The sequence below is a fragment of the Rhodococcus sp. NBC_00294 genome (assembly GCF_036163995.1).
Classification (GTDB): domain Bacteria; phylum Actinomycetota; class Actinomycetes; order Mycobacteriales; family Mycobacteriaceae; genus Rhodococcoides.
Map to the genome: position 1 here is coordinate 1,801,733 of NZ_CP108043.1, position 20,110 is coordinate 1,821,842.

20 protein-coding genes are annotated in these 20,110 nt (G+C 69.7%); 13 read left to right on the forward strand and 7 right to left on the reverse strand.

All coding sequences use genetic code 11. The annotated features are described in order from the left end of the window. Positions 1-12 precede the first annotated feature (12 nt). Both OHB23_RS08460 and OHB23_RS08465 read right to left on the reverse strand, forming a co-directional pair. The gene (locus tag OHB23_RS08460) at positions 13-969 is read right to left on the reverse strand and encodes an ESX secretion-associated protein EspG (RefSeq protein WP_328811286.1); all 957 of its coding nucleotides are present in this window, start codon (positions 967-969) and stop codon (positions 13-15) included. Further along, entirely contained in the window at positions 966-2,372 is a 1,407-nt protein-coding gene (locus OHB23_RS08465) for a hypothetical protein (RefSeq protein ID WP_328811287.1), read from the reverse strand. The genes OHB23_RS08460 and OHB23_RS08465 overlap by 4 nt, the downstream gene beginning before the upstream one ends. A 155-nt stretch (positions 2,373-2,527) precedes the next feature. Between OHB23_RS08465 and OHB23_RS08470 the strand changes: the two genes are divergently transcribed. Beyond that, positions 2,528-3,724 (forward strand): metallophosphoesterase, encoded by a 1,197-nt coding sequence (locus OHB23_RS08470; RefSeq protein WP_328811288.1) that lies wholly within the window; start codon positions 2,528-2,530, stop codon positions 3,722-3,724. Here the strand turns inward: OHB23_RS08470 and OHB23_RS08475 are convergent. Next, complete coding sequence (locus tag OHB23_RS08475) at positions 3,687-5,003, reverse strand: PucR family transcriptional regulator (RefSeq protein WP_328811289.1); 1,317 nt, start codon at positions 5,001-5,003, stop codon at positions 3,687-3,689. The genes OHB23_RS08470 and OHB23_RS08475 overlap by 38 nt on opposite strands. A gap of 167 nt (positions 5,004-5,170) precedes the next feature. On the opposite strand from OHB23_RS08475, the gene OHB23_RS08480 reads away from it, so the two are divergent. The 5 genes from OHB23_RS08480 to OHB23_RS08500 are packed head-to-tail and all read left to right on the forward strand — an operon-like array spanning position 5,171 to position 10,010. After that, positions 5,171-5,947, forward strand: a complete 777-nt coding sequence (locus tag OHB23_RS08480) for an ABC transporter ATP-binding protein (RefSeq protein ID WP_261775734.1) — start codon at positions 5,171-5,173, stop codon at positions 5,945-5,947. Further along, positions 5,940-6,680: an ABC transporter ATP-binding protein gene (locus OHB23_RS08485; RefSeq protein WP_037184775.1), complete on the forward strand. Its 741-nt coding sequence runs from the start codon at positions 5,940-5,942 to the stop codon at positions 6,678-6,680. The genes OHB23_RS08480 and OHB23_RS08485 overlap by 8 nt, the downstream gene beginning before the upstream one ends. Before the next feature lie 24 nt (positions 6,681-6,704). After that, on the forward strand, positions 6,705-7,583 hold the full coding sequence (locus OHB23_RS08490; RefSeq protein WP_222639481.1) for a branched-chain amino acid ABC transporter permease: 879 nt from the start codon (positions 6,705-6,707) through the stop codon (positions 7,581-7,583). Position 7,584: 1 nt separating this feature from the next. Continuing rightward, positions 7,585-8,679 (forward strand): branched-chain amino acid ABC transporter permease, encoded by a 1,095-nt coding sequence (locus tag OHB23_RS08495; protein ID WP_328811290.1) that lies wholly within the window; start codon positions 7,585-7,587, stop codon positions 8,677-8,679. Continuing rightward, positions 8,676-10,010 (forward strand): ABC transporter substrate-binding protein, encoded by a 1,335-nt coding sequence (locus OHB23_RS08500; RefSeq protein WP_328811291.1) that lies wholly within the window; start codon positions 8,676-8,678, stop codon positions 10,008-10,010. Before OHB23_RS08495 ends, OHB23_RS08500 begins: the two co-directional genes overlap by 4 nt. Positions 10,011-10,062: 52 nt before the next feature. Here OHB23_RS08500 and OHB23_RS08505 read toward each other — a convergent pair whose 3' ends face one another. Genes OHB23_RS08505 through OHB23_RS08515 form a run of 3 tightly spaced genes read right to left on the reverse strand, consistent with a single transcriptional unit; the run spans position 10,063 to position 14,282 of the window. Beyond that, positions 10,063-12,459: a phosphoketolase family protein gene (locus tag OHB23_RS08505; protein WP_328811292.1), complete on the reverse strand. Its 2,397-nt coding sequence runs from the start codon at positions 12,457-12,459 to the stop codon at positions 10,063-10,065. A 45-nt stretch (positions 12,460-12,504) separates the two neighbouring features. Beyond that, positions 12,505-13,146, reverse strand: a complete 642-nt coding sequence (locus tag OHB23_RS08510; RefSeq protein WP_328811293.1) for a CG0192-related protein — start codon at positions 13,144-13,146, stop codon at positions 12,505-12,507. A gap of 23 nt (positions 13,147-13,169) precedes the next feature. Next, positions 13,170-14,282 carry a hypothetical protein gene (locus OHB23_RS08515; RefSeq protein ID WP_056442034.1) on the reverse strand — a complete coding sequence of 371 codons (1,113 nt, stop codon included), beginning with the start codon at positions 14,280-14,282 and terminating at the stop codon, positions 13,170-13,172. Between the two features lie 163 nt (positions 14,283-14,445). Between OHB23_RS08515 and OHB23_RS08520 the strand changes: the two genes are divergently transcribed. The 5 genes from OHB23_RS08520 (at position 14,446) to OHB23_RS08540 (ending at position 17,432) form a co-directional block, all read left to right on the forward strand. After that, positions 14,446-15,084 (forward strand): hypothetical protein, encoded by a 639-nt coding sequence (locus tag OHB23_RS08520; protein ID WP_261778159.1) that lies wholly within the window; start codon positions 14,446-14,448, stop codon positions 15,082-15,084. Positions 15,085-15,341: 257 nt separating this feature from the next. After that, a complete protein-coding gene (locus OHB23_RS08525) occupies positions 15,342-15,638 on the forward strand; it encodes a WXG100 family type VII secretion target (protein ID WP_056442041.1) in 297 nt (98 codons plus the stop codon). Beyond that, positions 15,635-15,922 carry a WXG100 family type VII secretion target gene (locus OHB23_RS08530; RefSeq protein WP_307091549.1) on the forward strand — a complete coding sequence of 96 codons (288 nt, stop codon included), beginning with the start codon at positions 15,635-15,637 and terminating at the stop codon, positions 15,920-15,922. The genes OHB23_RS08525 and OHB23_RS08530 overlap by 4 nt, the downstream gene beginning before the upstream one ends. Continuing rightward, positions 15,922-17,196: a WXG100-like domain-containing protein gene (locus tag OHB23_RS08535; RefSeq protein WP_328811294.1), complete on the forward strand. Its 1,275-nt coding sequence runs from the start codon at positions 15,922-15,924 to the stop codon at positions 17,194-17,196. The genes OHB23_RS08530 and OHB23_RS08535 overlap by 1 nt, the downstream gene beginning before the upstream one ends. After that, entirely contained in the window at positions 17,193-17,432 is a 240-nt protein-coding gene (locus OHB23_RS08540; RefSeq protein ID WP_328811295.1) for a hypothetical protein, read from the forward strand. Before OHB23_RS08535 ends, OHB23_RS08540 begins: the two co-directional genes overlap by 4 nt. 40 nt (positions 17,433-17,472) lie before the next feature. Here OHB23_RS08540 and OHB23_RS08545 read toward each other — a convergent pair whose 3' ends face one another. Then, positions 17,473-17,961: a hypothetical protein gene (locus OHB23_RS08545; RefSeq protein WP_328811296.1), complete on the reverse strand. Its 489-nt coding sequence runs from the start codon at positions 17,959-17,961 to the stop codon at positions 17,473-17,475. 94 nt (positions 17,962-18,055) lie between these two features. Here OHB23_RS08545 and OHB23_RS08550 point away from each other — a divergent pair, with 94 nt between their 5' ends. Continuing rightward, positions 18,056-18,517, forward strand: a complete 462-nt coding sequence (locus tag OHB23_RS08550) for a hypothetical protein (RefSeq protein ID WP_328811297.1) — start codon at positions 18,056-18,058, stop codon at positions 18,515-18,517. A gap of 10 nt (positions 18,518-18,527) precedes the next feature. Beyond that, a complete protein-coding gene (locus OHB23_RS08555) occupies positions 18,528-20,018 on the forward strand; it encodes a fatty acyl-CoA synthetase (protein WP_328811298.1) in 1,491 nt (496 codons plus the stop codon). Positions 20,019-20,110 lie beyond the last annotated feature (92 nt).

The window sequence follows — 20,110 nt, forward strand, 5'->3', positions numbered from 1 at the left end:
AATGGCCCAACCCTAGCTGCGTGTACCCGTCACCGGTGGTACCGCACCGGCCCGTCGGATCTCGTCGTCGAGCGCCGCCGCGATGGTCTGGGCCGTGGCGGGCAGCACCGCCACCACGTCGGTCGCGTGCACCAGGTAGCGCCCGTCACCGAGCGCGTCGATCCACCGTCTGCCGGCGATCGCCTCGAGCGGGCCGTCGCCGCCGTGTCCCACGACGATCTCACCGAGCCCCTCCCGTGGCCCGTCGAGGATGTGGATCACGCGATCGCGGTCGGTGTCGCCACGCGAATCGTGCAGGTGGGACGACGGAGCGCGGACCACGTCGTCGCGGGACACGGACGACGGCGTCACCCGTCCCGCGCGGCGGTGGGGCAGCGCCGCCGTGAGGGTGTGGGTCATGCGCTCCGGTGGTACGGCGTGGACGTGGACCGTGCCGCCGGTGTCGGAGGTCGGTCCCGGGTCCTGGACCACCACGACGGCGAGCGGGAAGGCCGGAGGCCGGTCGGAATGGAGCGGGAAGGCCGGAGGCCGGTCGGAATGGAGCGGGAAGGCCGGAGGCCGGTCGGAATGGAGCGGGAAGGCCGGAGGCCGGTCGGAATGGAGCGGGAAGGCCGGAGGCCGGTCGGAATGGAGCGGGAAGGCCGGAGGCCGGTCGGAATGGAGCGGGATCGCGGAGTACGAGGTTGCGGCTCGGATGCGCACGCGTCGATCGCTCGACTCCACCCCGCAGGCGGTGACCTGGAGTCCGGGTCCGCCGAGCAGGGACGCGGCGGCCAGCAGCGATCGGTCACCGAGGCGGCGGCGGGCGGCCTCGCGTTCCGCACGCAGATCCGCGGCTGTGCGGGCGCGCGTGGTCCAGGAGAAGGGGAACGGCACTCGATCGCGGCCGATCCGGTCGAGAAGTACGGCGAACTCGAGTGACGTGAGGTGCCACGAGGCGACCCCCGTGGGAGCCGCTCGAACGATCACCCGATCACCGGGGGAGCGACGAGTGGGAGCTCCCCGACCAGGCGGTCGCCGTTGTCCGCCGTGACGAGGTACCCCGCCGTGGTGTGGTCGCCGTCCTGGTCTCCACCGGCGCGGCTCCCCGGCATCATTGCGCCCGGTCCGTAGGCCGCCGCGCGGGTGCCCGCGCCGGAACCGCCCGCGCCGGCTGAGGTCGCGCTCTGCAGGACGGGGCCGGTGGTACCGCCCGAGGGGCCGCGCCCGGACGAGGATCCCGGACCGAGTGTCCGCGCGCCCGACCCACCGGATCCCGCCGATGACCGCTGCCCTGCCGTCCCGTACCCGGCGGGGGTCGAGCCGCGCCCGAAGCCCGCGGGTGAAGTCAGGGCAGGCCGGGATCCCGACGGGCCGACCGGTGCCGTGCTCACGGGTGCGACACCCGACGGCGGAGCTGCGCCGTTCGGGGTGCTGCTCGTGCCTGCTCCCGCGGAGTTCTGGGCGGCGGCCGCAGGCTGTGGCCCTGCGACGGGCGTCGAGTCGCCGACCGACGCCGCCGTGGTCGGTGCGGGAGTCGCCGCGAGCGACGAGAGTGCCGTCGAACCGAGCGATGCGGCGTCGACACCTCCGCGCATGCCACCGGCCGCCGAGGACGAGGAACCCGACGCGGACCCGCTCGCCGGATCTCCCGGCGGCGTGAGCACCGGCACGCCGTGATCGGCTCGGACGGCGGTGGGGACGTAGGTGCCGTTCATGACCGCCACGGCCTCGGCGCGCCGCTCCTCCTCCTCGGCCATCATCGCGGTGATCGACCCGGCGGCGCCGACGGGTCCGAGGAACGCGGCCGTCATCGCGGTGCGCGCCCAGTCCGACGGTGTGAACGACTGTGGGGCGGGCATGGTGGCGCGGGTGAGTGCGAACCCGTCGCGGGACTGCTCGAGCTTGCCCGCGACGATGTCCATGAGGTCGAGGGTGCGCAGCGACTCGGTGCGGTACGTCGTGATCGCGGCGAGCGCGGAGTCGGCCGCGGCGCCCTGCCAGTCGGTCCCGAGCACGGCGCCGAGGTCGTTCCACAGGGTCCACACCAGTGCGGTCGCCCGGGTGTGGGCCTCGCGCCACATCGCGGCACCGGAATCGAGGAGCTCCGGCGTGAGTTCGGTGGTGTACGCGAACATCTCGGGGTGCGACATGCCGTCGAACGCCTCCGGGACCACGACGCTCGCGCCACTCGCCGTGTCGCCCACCCTGGACCTGTCGACGGCCTCGCGGGCGACCCGGACGGCGTCGTCGGCGTGGAACTCCGCCGTCAGTCGTGCCGCGGACTCCGCCGCGTCGCTGTCGTGTCCCGTCGCGAAGTCGACCATCTCCGACGCCGCGTCCGAGATCGTCTCGCCCGCGGCACCGATCACCCCCGTGATGTCGAACCCCATGTTCGTGTCCTCCCCGACCGCGGTGCCACGATCCCCGTGACATTCGACGCGCGGACCGGCCGCACGGTTCCGCGTACGGTTGACGCGTCTCTCCCACGCGCGGCGATGCTCCTCGAGAGATCGCCGACGCTCCCGACACCGAAGGAACGTGCACCATGTCGGACCACTCAGTGCCGGGCGAGGTTCGCGAGAGCACTCCGTCCGGCGGGCCGCCCGTGGGCCGGCTCGCCGTCGTGACAGTCGTTCTCGCGATCCTGTTCGGGACGCCGCTGTGGACTCTCGCGTTCACCGGCGCGGACTGGCCGATCGCCGCGAGGACCATCGCGACGGTGGTCGCGGTCGGTGCTGCCGCCGCGCTCGTGATCGGCATGGCGAAGGGGCACGGCCGGGCACACTCCGACCGATGGGCCCGCATCGGGGACACCCTGCTCGGACTGGTGTGGATCGCGTTCGTGTGGTCGATCATCGGGCTCGTCGTACGGCTCGGGCTCGGCCTCGTCGGGGTCGACGATCCGCTGCGATCACGCATCGTCGCCGGCGCCGTGCTGGCCGTCATCGTCGCGTTGGCGGTGTGGGGACGACGCGAGGCGATGCGGCTGCCGCGCACGAAGCACGTGACGGTGACGCTCGATCGACTCGGCGCCGGACTCGACGGGCTCCGCGTCGTCCTGGTGACGGACACGCACTACGGGCCGATCGAACGGTCCGTCTGGTCCTCCGACGTCGTGGCGGAGATCAATCGCCAGGACGCCGACATCGTCTGTCACGTGGGTGATCTCGCCGACGGGTCGGTGGAGCGTCGACGCGAGCAGGTGGCGCCCCTGGAACGAGTGCACGCGAAGTCGGCACGCGTCTACGTCACGGGCAACCACGAGTACTTCGGCGAGGCCCAGGAGTGGCTCGACCACATGACGTCACTGGGTTGGGACTCGTTGCACAACAGGCACATCACCGTCATGCGCGGTGGTGACAGGCTCGTCGTCGCCGGGGTGGACGACAGGACCGCGCGCGGGTCGGGCGAGGTGGGTCACGGCGCGGATCTGACCGCCGCGCTGGCGGACGCGGAACCGTCGCTGCCGATCTTCCTGCTGGCGCATCAGCCGAAGCAGATCGACGCGGCAGTGGCGGCGGGAGTGGATCTGCAGGTCTCCGGGCACACACACGGCGGGCAGATCTGGCCGTTCGGATTGCTCGTCCGACTCGATCAACCGGTCGTCCACGGCCTCAGCAGACACGGCGCCCGCACGCAGCTCTACACGAGCCGGGGCACGGGGTTCTGGGGTCCACCGTTCCGTGTCTTCGCACCGAGCGAGATCACCGTGCTGACGTTGCGGTCGAGCTCTCTGGTGTGACAGTCGTGGCGGCGCCGACGCCGGCCACCGCGTCCGCCCAGTGCCCGGAGCGGACCAGGGCAAGGGTGAGGAGGAGCCGGTCGTCCGGCGCGGTGATGGATCGGCCGGTCAGTTCCTCGACCTGATGAAGCCGATAGATCACCGTGTTCCGGTGGCAGTACAGCAGTTTGGCGGCGTTGGTGGGTGAACCGTCGGTGGCGAGGACGTGCGCCAGAGTTCGGAGCAGTACCTCCCGCTGCGCGGGCGGGTGTCCGTTCAGCGACCCGAGTGCGTGGGACACGACCAGATCCGAGATCTCGTCGTCGGCAGACATGACGATGTGGGGCAGTCGGTCCGTGGCCACCGCGGCGGGAGTGTCGCCGGCGCCGATGGTGGCCGCCGTGCGCGCGGCAGCTCGGTACGCGGCGGCGAAGGTCACGAGTCCGTCCGTCGACGCGGCGATGCCCACCGGTCCGACCGCGCGTGCGGCGAGAGCCTCCGCCACCGGGCCGAGGTCCGCCTTGGCCGGGCACACGACGCCGAACTGAACCCCGTCGCGAATGTGCCAGTGCGACAGTGATGTCACGCCGTCGACGGCGTCCTCCGGTGAGGTCAGGGGTGGGTCACCTCGCTCGGACAGTGGGCCCACCACGCACGCGATCCGATGCTGTGCGGTGAGCCCCAGTGTGTTCCGCGCATCGACGACGAACGCGGGATCGGCTCCGCGCCCGTCGCGCAAGCCGTCGAGAACGGCGAGGATCTTCGTGACGTCGCGCTGCTGCATCCGTGCGGTCTCACGCCGGTACGAGTCGACGAGAATCGTGTTCTGCGCATCGAGTGCGTGCCACAACCGTTGGCCGGCGACGAGAAGCAGTCGCGGCTCGAGCAGCCCGGGATTCGCGCCGCGAGCGTTGACGAGTTCCTCCCACAACGTTCGACTACCGAGGGTGTACGCCTTGAGCACGAGTTCCATGGGGATGCCCTGGCGCGCGCGTTCGCGACCCGTGCGCCGCCACACCTCGGTGTTGTCCTCGCTCCCGTGCTGCGTGCCGCTGAGCTTGCGCAGCCCCAGACGGATGTGTTCCCGCGTGCTGCGACGGACCACGGCCGTGATGTCGGAGCCGGCCTGGAGATAGTCGGGGTCCTGCTCGAACAGGGCCAACGTGATGGAGTCGGCGATGGCGTCAGCCTCCGGGATCAGCGTCGCCCACGCGCGTTGGATCGCGGCTCGTTCCTCCGCCGACAGCCGTCCGCGGACAGGATGCAGCCCCGATCCACGGCCGATCGACGGCGACGCCATGCGCGCATTTTTGCGCACAGCGCCCGACGGTTCGAGCGGTTTGACCGAAATTGGTGCCCACGGCATGACCCTTTTCGTGCGCGGAGACCATATCGCCGACTGTGCGGAGTGACCATAGTGAGTGCCACCGAGATGTGAGGTGGGCCACTGTGTCAACGATCGAGACCATGACCGAGTCCGTGTTCGAGCTGTCGTCCGTCACTGTGTCGTTCGGCGGCATCGTCGCCCTGTCGGACGTCGGACTCGATGTCCGACGAGGCGAGGTCGTCGGAGTCATCGGACCCAACGGGGCGGGCAAGACGACACTGTTCAACGTCGCGTGCGGCCTCGTCGCGCCGCAGTCGGGCACCGTGACCCGGAACGGCCGGGTGGTACGCCGGCTGAAGCCGACCGCGCTGGCGGCACTCGGTATGAGCCGCACACTGCAGGGCCTCGGGCTGTTCGACCGGATGACCGTGGTGGAGAACGTCATGGTCGGTGCGGACCATCTCGCCCGGACCTCGATCGTCGCCGGGCTGCTCGGACTCGCTCGGAGCGGGGCCGACACCGCCGCGATCCGCGACCGGGCTCTGGCCACGTTGTCCGAACTCCGCATCGACGAGTACGCCGACCGGTACCCGCCCAGCCTGCCGTACGCGGTGCGCAAACGCGTAGCGCTCGCGCGGGCGCTGGTGGGGGAGCCGACGTTGCTGCTTCTCGACGAGCCGGCGTCGGGTCTGTCGAACGCAGAGATGGACGAGCTGGGTGAGCTGGTCCGCGGACTCACCTCGCGGATGTCGATCCTCCTGGTCGAGCACCACATGGATCTGGTCATGAGTGTCTGTGATCGATTGGTGGTCCTGGACTTCGGGAAGGTCATCGCGCGCGGGACACCCGACACGGTGCGCGAGGATCCCGCTGTGCTCGCCGCCTACCTGGGGGACGAGGTGGACCGTGATGCGTGACGTCGTGCGGGACGAGGCGACCCGCGACGCCCTGACCGTGTCCGATCTGACGGTGCGGTACGGCGCCGTCACCGCGCTCGACTCCGTGTCGCTGCGGGTGCCCCGCGGCGCGGTCACCGCGGTGCTCGGGGCCAACGGTGCCGGCAAGACGACCCTGCTCCGGACGATCTCGGCGCTGCACCCGCCGGTGGCCGGCCACATCCGGATGGGCGAGGTCGACCTCGTCGGAGCGAGCCCGGAGTCGATGTCACGGCGTGGACTGTCGCACGTGCCCGAGGGCCGCGGGGTCATCGTCGAACTCACCGTGGAGGAGAACCTGCGGCTGGGGGCGTTGGGCCGCAACAGGTCCGCGGCCGCGGTGGGGATCGACCGCGTGCTGTCCATGTTCCCGGCTCTCGCGGAGCGTCGGGCGTCGACCGCGCACACGCTGTCGGGCGGTGAGCGTCAGATGCTGGTGATCGGGCGCGCACTCATGGCGACCCCCACGATCCTGCTGCTCGACGAACCGTCGCTCGGGCTCGCTCCCCGCGTGGTGGCGCAGATCTTCCAGACGCTGCGTGACTCGGTCGACTCGGACGGCCTCACCGTCGTGCTGGTCGAGCAGAACGCCCGCAGCGCGCTGTCCATCGCCGAACACGCCGTCGTGCTGTCCCTGGGGACGGTGGCGCGGGAGGGTCCGGCGGCCGACCTCGTCGGCGACGAGGAACTCCGCCACGCCTACCTCGGCTTCTGACCACCCTCACGAAAGGACGACAGAGTGCAACAACTGCTCACCATCGTCATCAACGGAGTGACCAACGGGATGGTCTATGCCGCATTCGCTCTGGCACTCGTGCTGATCTGGCGCTCGACGCGCATCGTGAACTTCGCGCAGGCGCCGATGGCGATGATCACCACGTACGTGGCGCTCGTCGTGGTCGATGCCGGCTACTCCTACTGGGTCGGCTTCGCCGCCGCGCTCGTGTCCGGCCTCGTGCTCGGCGCGCTGATCGAGCGACTGATCATCCGGTACGTCGACAGCGGGTCGCACATCAATCCGGTGATCCTCACCCTCGGTCTCTTCATCGTGATCCACGCGGTGGCGGCACTGGTGTTCGGCAACCAGTTCCGGTCCTTTCCCGCTCCGTTCGGTCTCGACGGTCGGCGCATCGGGTCCGTGGACGTGGCGCTGACGGGCAACGACATCTACAAGGTCGTCGCGGTGCTGGTGGTGCTCGCCGCGCTGGTCGCGCTGTTCCGGTTCACCGATCTCGGACTCACGATGCGCGCCAGTGCTTTCAGCCAGGAGGTGTCGCGCCTGCTGGGAGTGCGCGTGGGCCGCATGCTCACGCTGGGATGGGCGTTGGCCGCGGTGGTCGGGTCGGTCGCGGGTCTGCTCATCGCCGGCGGGTCGCTGGTGCACCCCGGTTACATGGACTCCGTCGTGGTGTTCGGATTCGTGGCCGCCGTGCTCGGCGGTCTCGACAGCCCGGTGGGCGCCGTGGTGGGCGGACTGCTGATGGGCGTCGGGCTCAGTGCGGTCAGTGGCTACATCGGGCAGGACCTCGTGTCCTTCGCGGCGCTGGTCATCCTCATCGCGGTGTTGTTGTTGCGTCCCAACGGATTGTTCGCTGCCGCGGCAGCGAGGAGGGTCTGACATGACCGTGACGACGACCGACAGGCACACCCCCTCATCCGCACGCTCGCGCGTCGCCCGCGTGGTGTCGACTCCGGTGCGGCGGCACCTGCTCGGCGCTCTGCTGGCCCTCGTCGTGGTGATTCTCGTGCTGGAGAGCGTCAGCACGTTCCGGCAGAGCCAGCTGACGTCGGTGGCGTATCTCGCGATCGCCGCGGCCGGACTGACCGTGCTCACCGGACTCAACGGTCAGCTCTCCCTCGGGCACGGCGCATTCATGGCGGTCGGCGCGTACACCGCGGCACTGATGTTGCGGGCGAACGAGTCCGGCTGGTCGGTGCCCCTGGTCCTGATCGCGGCCACCGTCGTGGCCGGTCTGGTCGGGGTCGTCGTCGGGGTCGCCGCGGCGCGATTGCACGGGCCCTACCTGGCCGGCGCGACGTTGGCGCTCGCCGTCGCCGTCCCTGGTCTCGCGCTGTACTTCTCGGAGTACCTCGGGGGCGAGCAGGGTCTCATCGTGCCCAGTCCCGACGTGCCGTCCGCGCTCGACGACATCGCCTTCTTCGTCACCGGAAACGAGCTGACGTCCACGAAGTTCGTGGCCTACGTCGGGTGGTTCCTGCTCGTGCTGGTGTTCTTCCTGCTGGCCAACGTGTCGTCGAGTCGCGTCGGACGGCGTTGGCGCGCCGTGCGTGACGACGAGGTGTCGGCCGAGATCGCGGGGATCGACCTCGGGCGGGCACGGGTGCTGGCCTTCGTGGTCAGTGCCGCGTGTGCCGGTGCCGCGGGGGCGATCATGGCGATGGCCTCCCGCATCGCCGCGCCGAGCGGGTTCACGCTGGTGTTGTCCCTGACCCTGCTCTCCGCTGTGGTCATCGGCGGACTCGGTTCGCTGACAGGCGCTCTCATCGGTGCCGCGCTCCTCACCTACATCCCGCCGGTGGTGACCAACCTGGGCCTCGACGCTGGGTTGAGCAGCCTGCAGGCCGCGGAACTCGCGCCTCTGGTCACCGGCATCTTCACCGTGGTCGTGATCCTCTTCGCGCCACTCGGACTGGTCGGCACGGTCCGCGGTCGTCTCGTACAGCGTCGTCTGAAGAGAGAAGGAGTTCGATGAACAGGATCCGAACATGGGCGCAGCGGGGCACCGCTCTCGCTGCGGCCGTCGTACTGGTGGCCTCGTGCGGTGCGGGTGGCCGTGAGGAGGCGGAGGAGTCCACGGAGGGCTCGACCGTCGGGATCACCGACACCTCGGTGAAGATCGGTGCGCACTATCCCCTGACGGGAGTCGCCGCTCCCGGGTACAGCGAGATCCCCACGGGCGCCAAGGCCTACTTCGACTACGTCAACGCCGCCGGCGGGGTGAACGGTCGGCAGATCGAGTACCTCGTGCGTGACGACGCGTACGACCCGACCACCACCACGCAGGTGGTCAACGAGCTGGTCCTGCAGGACGAGGTGTTCGCGATGGTCGGCGGTCTGGGCACCGCGACCCACAGCGCGGTCATCGACTTCCTCAACGAGGAGGGCGTCCCCGATCTGTTCGTGTCCTCGGGCGCGATCATGTGGGGCAACGATCCGGCCAAGTACCCCAACACCTTCGGGTGGCAGCCCGACTACCAGGTCGAGGGCAAGATCATCGGCGACTGGGTGCAGAAGAACCGGCCGGACGCCAAGGTGGGACTCTTCCTGCAGGACGACGACCTCGGCCGCGACAGCGAGGCCGCGGTGCGCCAGTACCTCGAGGATCAGATCGTCGGCGTCGCCCGCTACACGTCCGGCAACACCGACGTCGCCCCGCAGATCGCGTCCCTCCAGGCGGCGGGTGCCGATCTGATCCTGGGCTTCAACGTCCCGTCGTACACGGCACTGAGCCAACTGGTCTCCCGCCGACTGAACTACACGCCCGAATGGTTCTACAGCTCCATCGGTTCCGACGTGGACCTCGTCGGGTCGCTGCTCGGACGCTTCTCCCAGGGCGCGGTGACCGACGGCGCCTCGTCGCTCGAGAACATGATCTCCCTCGAGTACATCCCCGGCATCGACTCGCCGGACAACCCGTGGACGCAGTTGTGGCGGAAGGTGTGGGCCGCCAACGGAACCGGTGAGGAGCTGACCAACTACCGCATCTACGGCATGAGCCACGCCTACGCCTTCGTGCAGGCGCTGCAGGCCGCGGGCGAGAACCCGACCAGGGAGGCGATCGTGGCGGCGCTGCAGTCGCAGGGCAAGGACCTGCCCGGCCCTCAGCTCGCCCCGTTCCGCTACTCCGAGGACAGTCATCTCGGTATCTCCGGTGCCAGCGTCTACAAGATCACGAACGGCAAGCCGGAGAACCTGACCCCGGTGCTGGTCACGGACATCGGCGACTCGGCCGTCGAGGAGTACACCGGTGAGGAGGCGACCCCACCGGAGAGCGGCATTCCCGACACCCAGCCGGCCGGATGACCCGGTCGGCGGGATGACGGTGGCGGGGGCGTCGACACGCCCCCGCCGCGGGTCAGTGACGCTCTGCCGACCCCCACGTCCAGTCCTTCACCTCGGGCATGTCCTCGAGATGCTCGACGACGTAGGACCGGTGACGCTCCAACTGGTTCCGACAGTGATCGGCCAGATCGGCACTGTGTTCGGGCACGCGTCGCGCACGTCGCAGCGCGTCGAGGACGAGGTGGTATCGGCTCATCTCGTTGACGACCACCATGTCGAACGGCGTGGTGGTCGTTCCCTGTTCGCGGAAGCCGTGCACGTGGAATCGGGAGGCACCGGTGCGTCCGTGCAGGAGCTCGTGCACCGCGCGCGAGTAGCCGTGGAAGCCGAAGACGACGTCGGTGTCCGCCGTGAAGAGGTCCACGAACGTCTCCTTGGGCATGCCGTGCGGGTGGTCGCGCACCGGCATCAACGCCATCAGATCGACGACGTTCACCACCCGCACCCGAAGATACGGAACCCAATCGCGGAGCAGTTCGACTGCGGCGAGGATCTCCTGTGTCGGAACGTCACCGGCGCTCGCGAGCACGATGTCGGGACTGTCCGGGACCTCGGGCCGGTCGGCGGTGCTCGCCTCGGTGCCCGCCCACTCCCAGATCGACGCTCCCCGGGCGCAGTGTTCGTGTGCCTCGTCCAGCGTGAGGTACTGCAGGTGCTCCTGCTTGTCCACGACGATCAGGTTCACGTGGTCCCGGCTGCGCAGGCAGTGGTCGGAGATGGACAGCAGTGTGTTGGCGTCCGGGGGCAGCCACACGCGCACCACCTCGGGGGACAGCGGGATGGCGGCGTCGATCATGCCGGGGCCCTGGTGGCTGAAGCCGTTGTGGTCGTTGCGCCAGCACGTGCTGGTCAACAGGATGTTGAGCGACGCGACGGGTTCGCGCCACCGCAGGTCGCGGGCGTGCTGGAGCCACTTGACGTGCTGGATCATCATCGAGACGCTGACCATCGCGAACGCCTCGTAGCTCGCGAACAGTCCGTGCCCGCCCGCGAGCAGGTACCCCTCCAGCCATCCCTGGCACAGGTGCTCGCTGAGCACCTCCATCACCCGTCCGTCCGCAGACAGCGCCGTGTCCCACTCGGTGGTGGGCAGTTGCCAGCAGCGGTCGGTCACGTCGAACACGGCGTCGAGACGGTTGCTGGCCGTCTCGTCCGGACAGAAGAGCCGGAAGGATCCGCCGCCGTCCTCGGTGGTGTTGCGCGAGTAGATGTCTCGGAGCAGCTCGCCGAGCACCTTCGTCGTCCCGTGGAACGTGGTGCCGGGTGCGGGTATGTCCAGGGCGTACGTGTCGAGGGTCGGAATGGTCAACGGTGTGAGGAGTCGTCCGCCGTTGGCGTAGGGCGTCGATCCCATGCGCTTGTCACCCGACGGGGCGAGATCGGCGAGTTCCTCGACCAGGGTGCCGTTCTCGTCGAACAGTGTCTCGGGCCGATAGGACGACAACCAGTCCTGCAGGAGTCGGAGGTGCGCGGGATTGTCGCGCACTCCGGACAGCGGAACTTGGTGCGCCCTGTTCGTTCCCTCCACGAGAACCCCGTCCACCTCGTGCGGACCGGTCCATCCCTTGGGTGTGCGCAGCACGATCGCCGGCCAGCGCACGCGATCACCGGACCCGGAGCGGGCGGCGCGCTGTGCCTCGCGGATCGTCTCGTGTGCGTTCCTGATCGCCTGTTCCAGATCGCGGAACACCTGGTGCGGATCGTCGCCCTCGACGACGACGGGTGCCCAGCCCTGCCCCGAGAGATACTGTGCGACATCCTCGTCGGAGGTCCGGCCGAGGACCGTCGGCCCCGCGATCTTCGCACCGTTGAGGTGCAGGATCGGGAGCACCGCGCCGTCGCGACGCGGGTTCAGGAAGGCCGGAAGCTTCCACGACGCCGACAGCGGCCCGGTCTCCGCCTCACCGTCTCCGATGACGCAGGCGACCGTGAGGTCCGGGCGGTCGAAGGCGGCACCCGCGGCGTGCACGAGTGCGTAGCCCAGTTCGCCGCCCTCGTGGATGCTGCCGGGTGTGGGCACGCTGACATGGCTCGGAATGCCGCCGGGCGAGGAGAACTGGCGGCACAGCACTCGCAGTCCCTCGGCGTCGCGGGAGACCTTCGGATAGATCTCGCTGTACGTGCCCTCCAGATACGTCGACGCGACCAGTGCGGGACCGCCGTGGCCGGGACCGGTGACGTAGAGCCAGTCGGTGTCGGTGCGGCGGATGTGCCGGTTGAGAATCGTGTAGATCATCGACAGGCCGGGGCTCGTGCCCCAGTGCCCGAGAAGCCGGGGCTTGATGTGCTCGGCCCGTAGCGGTTCCCGGAGCAACGTGTTGTCCTGCAGGTAGATCTGCGCGACGGTCAGATAGTTCGCCGCGGCCCACCAGCGCAGGTCGAGCTCCAGGTCGTGATCCTCGTACGGCATGTGCGGTCCTCTCCCGACCGGGCGGCCCCGCTCGTCGGCAGTGGCCTACCCGCCGTGCGCGGTTCCATGCAGGACGGCCGTCGCGAGAACGGCAGGGTGAGCCCGTCCGGCCCACGTGCCGACCAGGGCGTCGCGATCAGCCGGGTCGTCCAGCGGGACGCGATGCAGGGTGAGCACGGCGGTGCCGACGTCGACGACGGTGTCGGTGCCGCGGGTGTCGACCGACGGCGCGTGGACGTCGGGAACGTCGGCGCCGGCCTGTCCGGTTCCGTGGACGAGTGCGGTGACTTCGCGCTCGGGCCCGGGCTCGGAGTACTCGAACGCCGCCTGAGTTCCGCCCGTGAGAACGGTCCGCAGCAGCGTCGCCAGATACACCGGATCGTGCGCCGCGTCGTGAACGTGGCGGGTCCCGAGCACGCTGTGTTCCATGGTGGTGATCAGCGCCGTCTCGGCGCCGGGAAGCGGTGCCGATCGGTAGGTGAGAGGCACGTGCAGGATCGTCCCGTCGGCGGCGCGGAGCAGGTGCGACTCCAGTCCCACCTCGCCGTCGGGATCGTCGAAGCGGTAGGCGTCGACGACCTCGAGCGTGCCGACGTCGATGCCTGCCGCCCACGGCTGCAGCGGAACCCACTGCCGCAGCAGGTCGATCTTGGTGGGAACGATGGTCGCGCGATGAATCAGGGCCACGCCGCGCACGCTACGCCGCGGTGTCAGTCCTCGGCGGAGGTCTCGGCGGCAACGGTGCCGAAGATGTCCGCTCGTCCCACGCCGTCGAGTACCGCGTGCCGGAGCTCGGGTGGCACCAGCAACACCTCTCCGCCGACGAGCAGTCCCTGGTCGATGAACGCTCGGAGCTTCGCGGTCACCAACTCCGCCGTCCGCTTGTCCTCGCCCTCGAGGTCGTCGTAGTTCTCGTCCAGGTTGCCCTCGGGCGGGTCCGGCGTCATGGCGGCCAGCACCGCCTGGGCGACGAAGCTGTCGGCCACCGAGGCGGAGACGTCGATCTCGTCGTCGGCGGACAACTGCGCCGTGACGTGCGCTGCGACGACGGTGCGCAGAGCGTCCGCCTCGCGCGCCCGGACATTCGCCGCGAGTGGTCCGGGAGCGGCGCCGGCGTCCGAGATCTCCACGACGCCGGACGACACGGCGGTGGTCCAGGCGTGGGCGAGTTCGGGCACGTCGGCGGGCATCTGGAACGTCGACGCGGGCACGGTGAGCCCCAGCGCGGCGGCCACCTCCTTCGCGTCGATCGGCCGACCGGTGCTCGACCAGGCGAGCAGGGCGTCGACGTCGCGTACGATCGCGAGCTCGGCCAGTGCCGCCGACTCCGCGTCCGCAGTCACCTCGGGCAGGGTGATGTCCTCGGGCGTCAGCGTGTCGGGGACGCCGTCGACGAAATCGGTGAGGTCCTCCATGCAGTGCTCGTAGTCGGCGTCGCTGCCGCTCCAGATGTCCTCGTCGTCGAGGAACGTCAGATAGGACAGGGCGCTGAACACGAGGTGGAGCGCGGCGTCCTCGCTCGCCTCGGTGTTCTGCGCGAGGACGGATTCGGCGGCGTCGAGAACGAGGTGGGCGTCGTCCGGGGTCCAGGCCGTGGGGGTGAATCCCTCGTGGACCCGGGTGAGTTCACCCAGGAGTGACTCGACGACGCGACGCGTCGGCTCGACGTCTCCCGCGCCCTCCTGAGCGGCCATCCACGTCACGAAGCGAGCGAGCACCCGTTCTGTCGTGGACGCCGTCGGCCCCGAGGTCTGTCGGCGTCGCCGCGCCGCGGTCTTGGCGGCGCGCTTCTGCCCGCGGTTGCCCGGTCGGTTGGATCCCATGCGCCGACCTTAATGCGGTCACCGGTCCGGTCGTCCCGTCAGGTCGACGCGGGCTGTGACCCAGATCATGTGTCGTCGGCGCGCGCTTCTCCGTTCTCTGTACGACTCACCTTCATACGAACACGAGCGCGCCCGGTAGGGGCAGCGTCGAAAGGAGTGCATCATGGCCGACTTCATCGAGAAGGCTCAGAACAAGGTCGACGAGGCCGCAGGCGCCGCGAAGAAGAAGGCCGGAGAGGTCACGGGCGACGATTCGCTGCGTACCGAGGGTGCAGCCCAGCAGACCAAGGCGGACGGCAAGCAGGCCGCCGACAAGGCCGGTCAGGCTGTCGACGACGCCGCGGGTGCCGTGAAGGACAAGGCCGGGGACGTCGCAGACAAGGCGGAGAACGCGGCCAACAAGGCTTCCGACAAGGCCGACGAGGTCGCGGACAAGGCTGCCGGCAAGGCGAACGAGGTGGCCGACAAGGCCGGGGACGTCGCGGAGAAGGCAGCCGACAAGGCGAACGAGGTCGCTGCCAAGGCGCAGGACAAGGCCGGCGAGGTCGCCGATCGTGCCAAGCACGCCGCGGACAACGTCGCCCAGCAGGTGCGCAGCTTCGACGCGAACTCGTCCGACGTGAAGAAGGCCTCCGCAGTGAGCGCCCCCGTCATCGCCGCCGTCGTCGGTGCGATCGTGGCCGTCGTCGTGGTGCGCCGTCGGCGCAACGCCCCGCGCCGGGTCGCCCAGAAGCGACTGTCGGTCGCGCAGAGCTTCGGTCAGGATCTGGCCGAGACGGTGAAGCACAAGCTCGACCGCTGATCACCGAGAGATATCCGGGTCAATGCTGCGGACTGTTCGTTCGAACGAGGGGGCAGCGTTGATCTGTTCACCGTGCACCGTCACCACGGAGCACAGTGACCACCATCCGAATGCGGCGTCTGCACGGGGCAGGCGCCGCATTCGTGTGTCCGGACACTGCTGACCGGTTCCGCGGGAACCGAACGTGAGTCCTGCCCGTCCATGCCTGCACACGCCGCCGACGACCGGTCGCCGGCGCCGGGCGGGGGGAGCACGGCATGGAACACACGGCTGTCGACGCGGCGACCATGGTGGACGCGGCCAGGGCGTTGGGCAGGGTGTCGCTGGATCTCGAGCGGGAGGTCGCGGAGGCCGCCTCGGTCGTCGCCGCGGTGTCCGCCTCGTGGCAGGGCCTGGCGGCGACGGCGTTCGTCGACGGGTGGGGCACCGTTCATCACGGCGCCCGATCGGTGGTCGCGGCGCTCGAGGACTCAGCGGGTCGACTCGAGATCGCAGCCATTGCCTATGCGGGACAGGACGACACGGCCGCGGCCGCGATCGCGGGTGCGGTGTGACGGGCTACCGAGTGGACCTGGCCGAACTGGATGCCGTGGTCGTGAGGCTGACGCGGTTGGCCGAGGCCACGCGGGTCGCGCTCGACGACGTGTCGGTGCGGGTGTCCGCCCTGCCGTGGGAGGGCACGGCGGCAGAGGCTCATCGCGCCGCGCAGAGCGCATGGTCGGCTGGGGCTCGCGAGATGGCGGTCGGTGTCGAGACCATGAGAGACGCTGCGCGCCGGGCACACTCGTCGTACACCGCGGCCCTCCAGTCGAACAGCCGCATGTTCGGGCGCGACTGATGGCGCCCCCGGTCGTTCTCGACGTGTCACCCGAGGTCTACGCCGAGGCGGCTCGGTCGGTGTATCGAGCGGACGAGATCATGGCGAGTGCGGTGAACGTCCACCACGGTGCGTCGCGCGCGTGGGCCGCGATGGCGGGAAGCGACGCCGCGGGTGAGCAGTGGGGCCGGGCGTACGACGGATCCGTCGTCGATCTCTCCCGCGCACTCGCCACGACGTTCTCGGCGACGTCGGTGCTGGCGCGGCTCGTCGATCAGGCGGGTGCGAATCACGTTGCGGCGGAGTCGATCGCGGTGGTTCCGAGTACCCCGCCGCCGGCAGGACGGGCACCGTCCGCCGCGCGGCAGCTCGAGTACCCGAGCGCGGTGGGTGACCTCGGCCCGGGGCTCCAGGGTGCGGTGGAGCTGGCCGACGCGGTCGGCGTGCCGTGCCCCAACGGCGACACCGACGCACTGCGGGACGCGTCGAGCGCGTGGATCGTGCTGGGGCAGGCGATGCTCGACGCACGGTCCGAGGTGCGCGGTGCCGCAGCCGATCTGGGTGCCGTGAACGTGCCGGAGCGGGACGCGATGGTGCGGGACCTCCGTCGACTGTCCGAGGCAGTGGAAGCGGTGGCGGGTGCGTGCTCGGGGCTGGCCGCCGCGTGCCACGACTACGCCGAGCAGCTCGAGAAGACGCGCCGCGACATCCGCGACCTGATCGAGCAGTTCGCAGTGGAGGAGGCGGCGGCCGTCGCGGTCGGTATCGGGTTGGCCTTCGTGTCCGCGGGACTGTCGGCCGCGGCGGGAGCGGCGATCACGGCCGGTCGTTTCGCACGTACCGCCTCGAGAGTGCGCGCGGTCATCGCGGCGCTGCACGCGTTCGCTCGGATGCGGCGCACCGAGACGTCGATGGCGACGGTGCGACGAGCTGCCGACGACGTGGAGGATCTGACCACTCGTGTGCCCGTCGGCCTGGACGACGTCAGTGCGGCGGAGCGTGCGGCCGGTCCGCCGCCGGCAGGGTGGTCGTCCACTCGTGCGCTCGACGACCACTTCGCGCGCCACGGCGCCGACGTGGGTGCACGGTCGGCCGACGAGTACGCCGACCTCGCGGCGCGGTTCCGCACGGAGGGCTCGCATCAGGTCAAGGTCGGCCCGGACGGCACCGTGCGGATGTACGACCCGGAGACCAACACGTTCGCGTCCTACACGCCGGACGGCACCACCAAGACATACTTCAAGCCCGGATCCGGTGCGTCGTACTGGGACCGCCAACCAGGAGTTCCGGAATGACCACTCACCTCTGCCCGGTCTGCCACTACCCCGGTCTCGCGGACCCGCCGTGGTCGGAGGCGGGCCCGTCGTACGAGATCTGCCCGTCGTGCGGCTACGAGTTCGGTGTCACCGACGACGATCTGGGGGTGACGCCCGAATCCTGGCGCCGGGTGTGGATCGACCGCGGGCATCCGTGGAGTTCGACGGCACCGCCGCCGCCCGGCTGGGACGGCGCACGGCAACTCCGGCGCTGACGTGCGGGAAGGCCGGAGGCCGGTCGGTGAATTTCCAGTGTCAGGGGAGCAGGTGCGAGTACGCGGAGCACGTGGAGGCGACGCCGATGTAGACGAGTCCGTCCGACTGCTCGTCCGACCATCCGCGCACTCGCGTGCGGTCGGCGGTGTCGGCGAGGATGTCGACTCCGGTGCGTCCGACGGCGAGGTCTCGGCAGATCGAGGTGACCGAGGTGTCCATGAAGGCGGCGGTGTCCGGGTCGGTCGGGTAGCCAGCCATCTGCATGATCTCGGCGAAGGCGTCGAACGGTTCCTCAGCGGCCTGCTGGGCGAGGGGAGCGATCTGCACCGCCGGAGTGTCGAGGGCGACGGGCGTGTCGACTGCGGTGACCGGCGCGGCGGGTGCGGGGGCGTCCGAGGCACTGGCCGTGGCGGGGGCACTGTCGGACAGCACCATCGTCGTGGTGGCTGCGCCGGCGAGCACGGTCACCGCGGCGCCGATCACCGCGATCCGTCGTCCGGTGCGAGTCGGTCGCCGATGTGCTGGCATCACGTGTCCTCGGTTGGTGGGTCAGTCGCTGACTTATACCCATTTCCGAGCAAAATGTTACTGGAGTCTCACAGGAATCAGGGAGGACGCGCGCATGGAGAAGGTGACGGCCCGGACTCTCGGGGCGTGGGTCATCACGGTGAATCCCCGCAAGACCGACGTCGCCTCGTTGCTCGCCGACGGGCACGCGGGCGGTGACTGGTGCGTGGCGCCCAACTACCGTTCGCGCCTCATGGCGGCCGGTCAGCCCATCCTGCTGTGGGTGAGCAACCGATCCGGCGTGCACCCCGCGCGGGGATTCTGGGGCGTGGGGACCGTGCTCGGCCCCGCTGTCGACATGCACGATCCCGACGATCCGCGCCTTCACGTTCCCACCGAGATCACCACGCTCGGCGAGCCCGTGACGGCCGCGGAGTGCGCCGGGACGGCCGGGCTGGACCGACTCGAGATGCTCCGGTCGCCCCAGCAGTCGAATCCGTCCGTGGTCACCGCCTCGGAGTGGTCGCTCCTTCGCGCTCGTCTCGAACGGGCACCGGAGGCGCCCGGCCTTCTCTAGTGTCCGAGGTATGACAGCTGATGTTCGCGCGAGCACGGTCGACGCAGTCCTGACGAGGTCGGCGCGTCGGTACCCGGACCGGGCAGCCCTGGAGTTCGACGGTCGAACGCACACCTATGCGGCACTGGACGCGGCGGTGTCCCGCGTCGCTCGGTACCTGGTGTCGACGGGGCTCGCACCGGGAGAGCGGGTCGCGGCCTACGGCACCAACTCCGACTCCTACATCGTCGGGTTACTCGCCTGCTGCCGTGCCGGGCTGGTGCACGTGCCGATCAACTACGCCCTCGTCGAGGACGAGTTGACCTACCTGGTCCGCCAGTCCGGTGCTCGCGCGCTGCTGGTCGACGACGCTCTGGCGCCGGCGGTCGACGCCGTGCGGACGGGTCTCGATCTCGACGTCGTGCTCTCTCTGCAGGAGCTTCTCGACCTTCCCGACGTGTCGGTCGCGCTGCCCACGGTGCTGACCACCGATCTCGCCCAGTTGCTGTACACCTCGGGAACGACGTCGAAGCCCAAGGGCGCGATGATGTCTCACGGTGCGCTGGTGAGCGAGTACGTCTCGTCCGTCCTGGCACTGGCGTTCACCGCCGACGACGCCCCGCTCATCGCGATGCCGCTGTACCACTCGGCCGGCATGCACGTGTTCGCCCTGCCGTACCTGTCGGTCGGCGCGACGGTGCGCCTGATGGCGAAGCCGGACGTCGCGGAGATCCTGCGCCGCGTCGAGGCCGACCGCATCGGTTCGCTGTTCCTGGCGCCGACGGTCTGGGTCCCTCTGGCGGGACACCCGGATCTCGAGACCCGCGATCTGTCGTCCCTGACCAAGGCGCAGTACGGGGCATCGATCATGCCGGTCACGGTGCTGGAGCGGCTGCGGGCGCGGTATCCGGACCTTCGGTTCTTCAACTGTTTCGGACAGTCGGAGATCGGTCCGTTGGCGACGGTGTTGCAGCCGGAGGAGCACGATGCACGGCCCGCCTCGTGCGGGCGCGCCGTCTTCTTCGTCGAGACGCGGGTGGTGAACGCCGACGGTGAGGACGTGGCGGACGGTGAACCCGGCGAGATCCTCTACCGCTCACCGCAGTTGTGCGACGGGTACTGGGAGAACGCGGACGCCACGGCCGAGGCCTTCCGCGACGGATGGTTCCACTCCGGTGATCTGGTGACCCGGGACGCGGAAGGATTCGTGACGGTGGTGGACCGCATCAAGGATGTCATCAACACCGGCGGCATCCTGGTGGCGTCGCGGGAGGTCGAGGACGCGATCTACACCCATCCGGCGGTGGCCGAGGTCGCGGTGATCGGCGTTCCGGACGAGAAGTGGATCGAGGCGATCACGGCGGTGGTGACGGTGAAGGACGGTCGTGCGGTGACCGCCGAGGAGATCATCGCCCACGTCTCGGGTCGCATCGCACCGTTCAAGATCCCCAAGCAGGTGCGGTTCATGGACGAATTGCCGCGTAACCAGAGCGGCAAGCTGCTCAAGCGCGCGCTGAGGTGATCGAACCGGCGTTCGGCGTGTTACCTGTGTGACTGGTGTGACTGATGGTACTTCTGACACCGAGAGCTTCCGCGTGTCGCGGTAGCCGAATC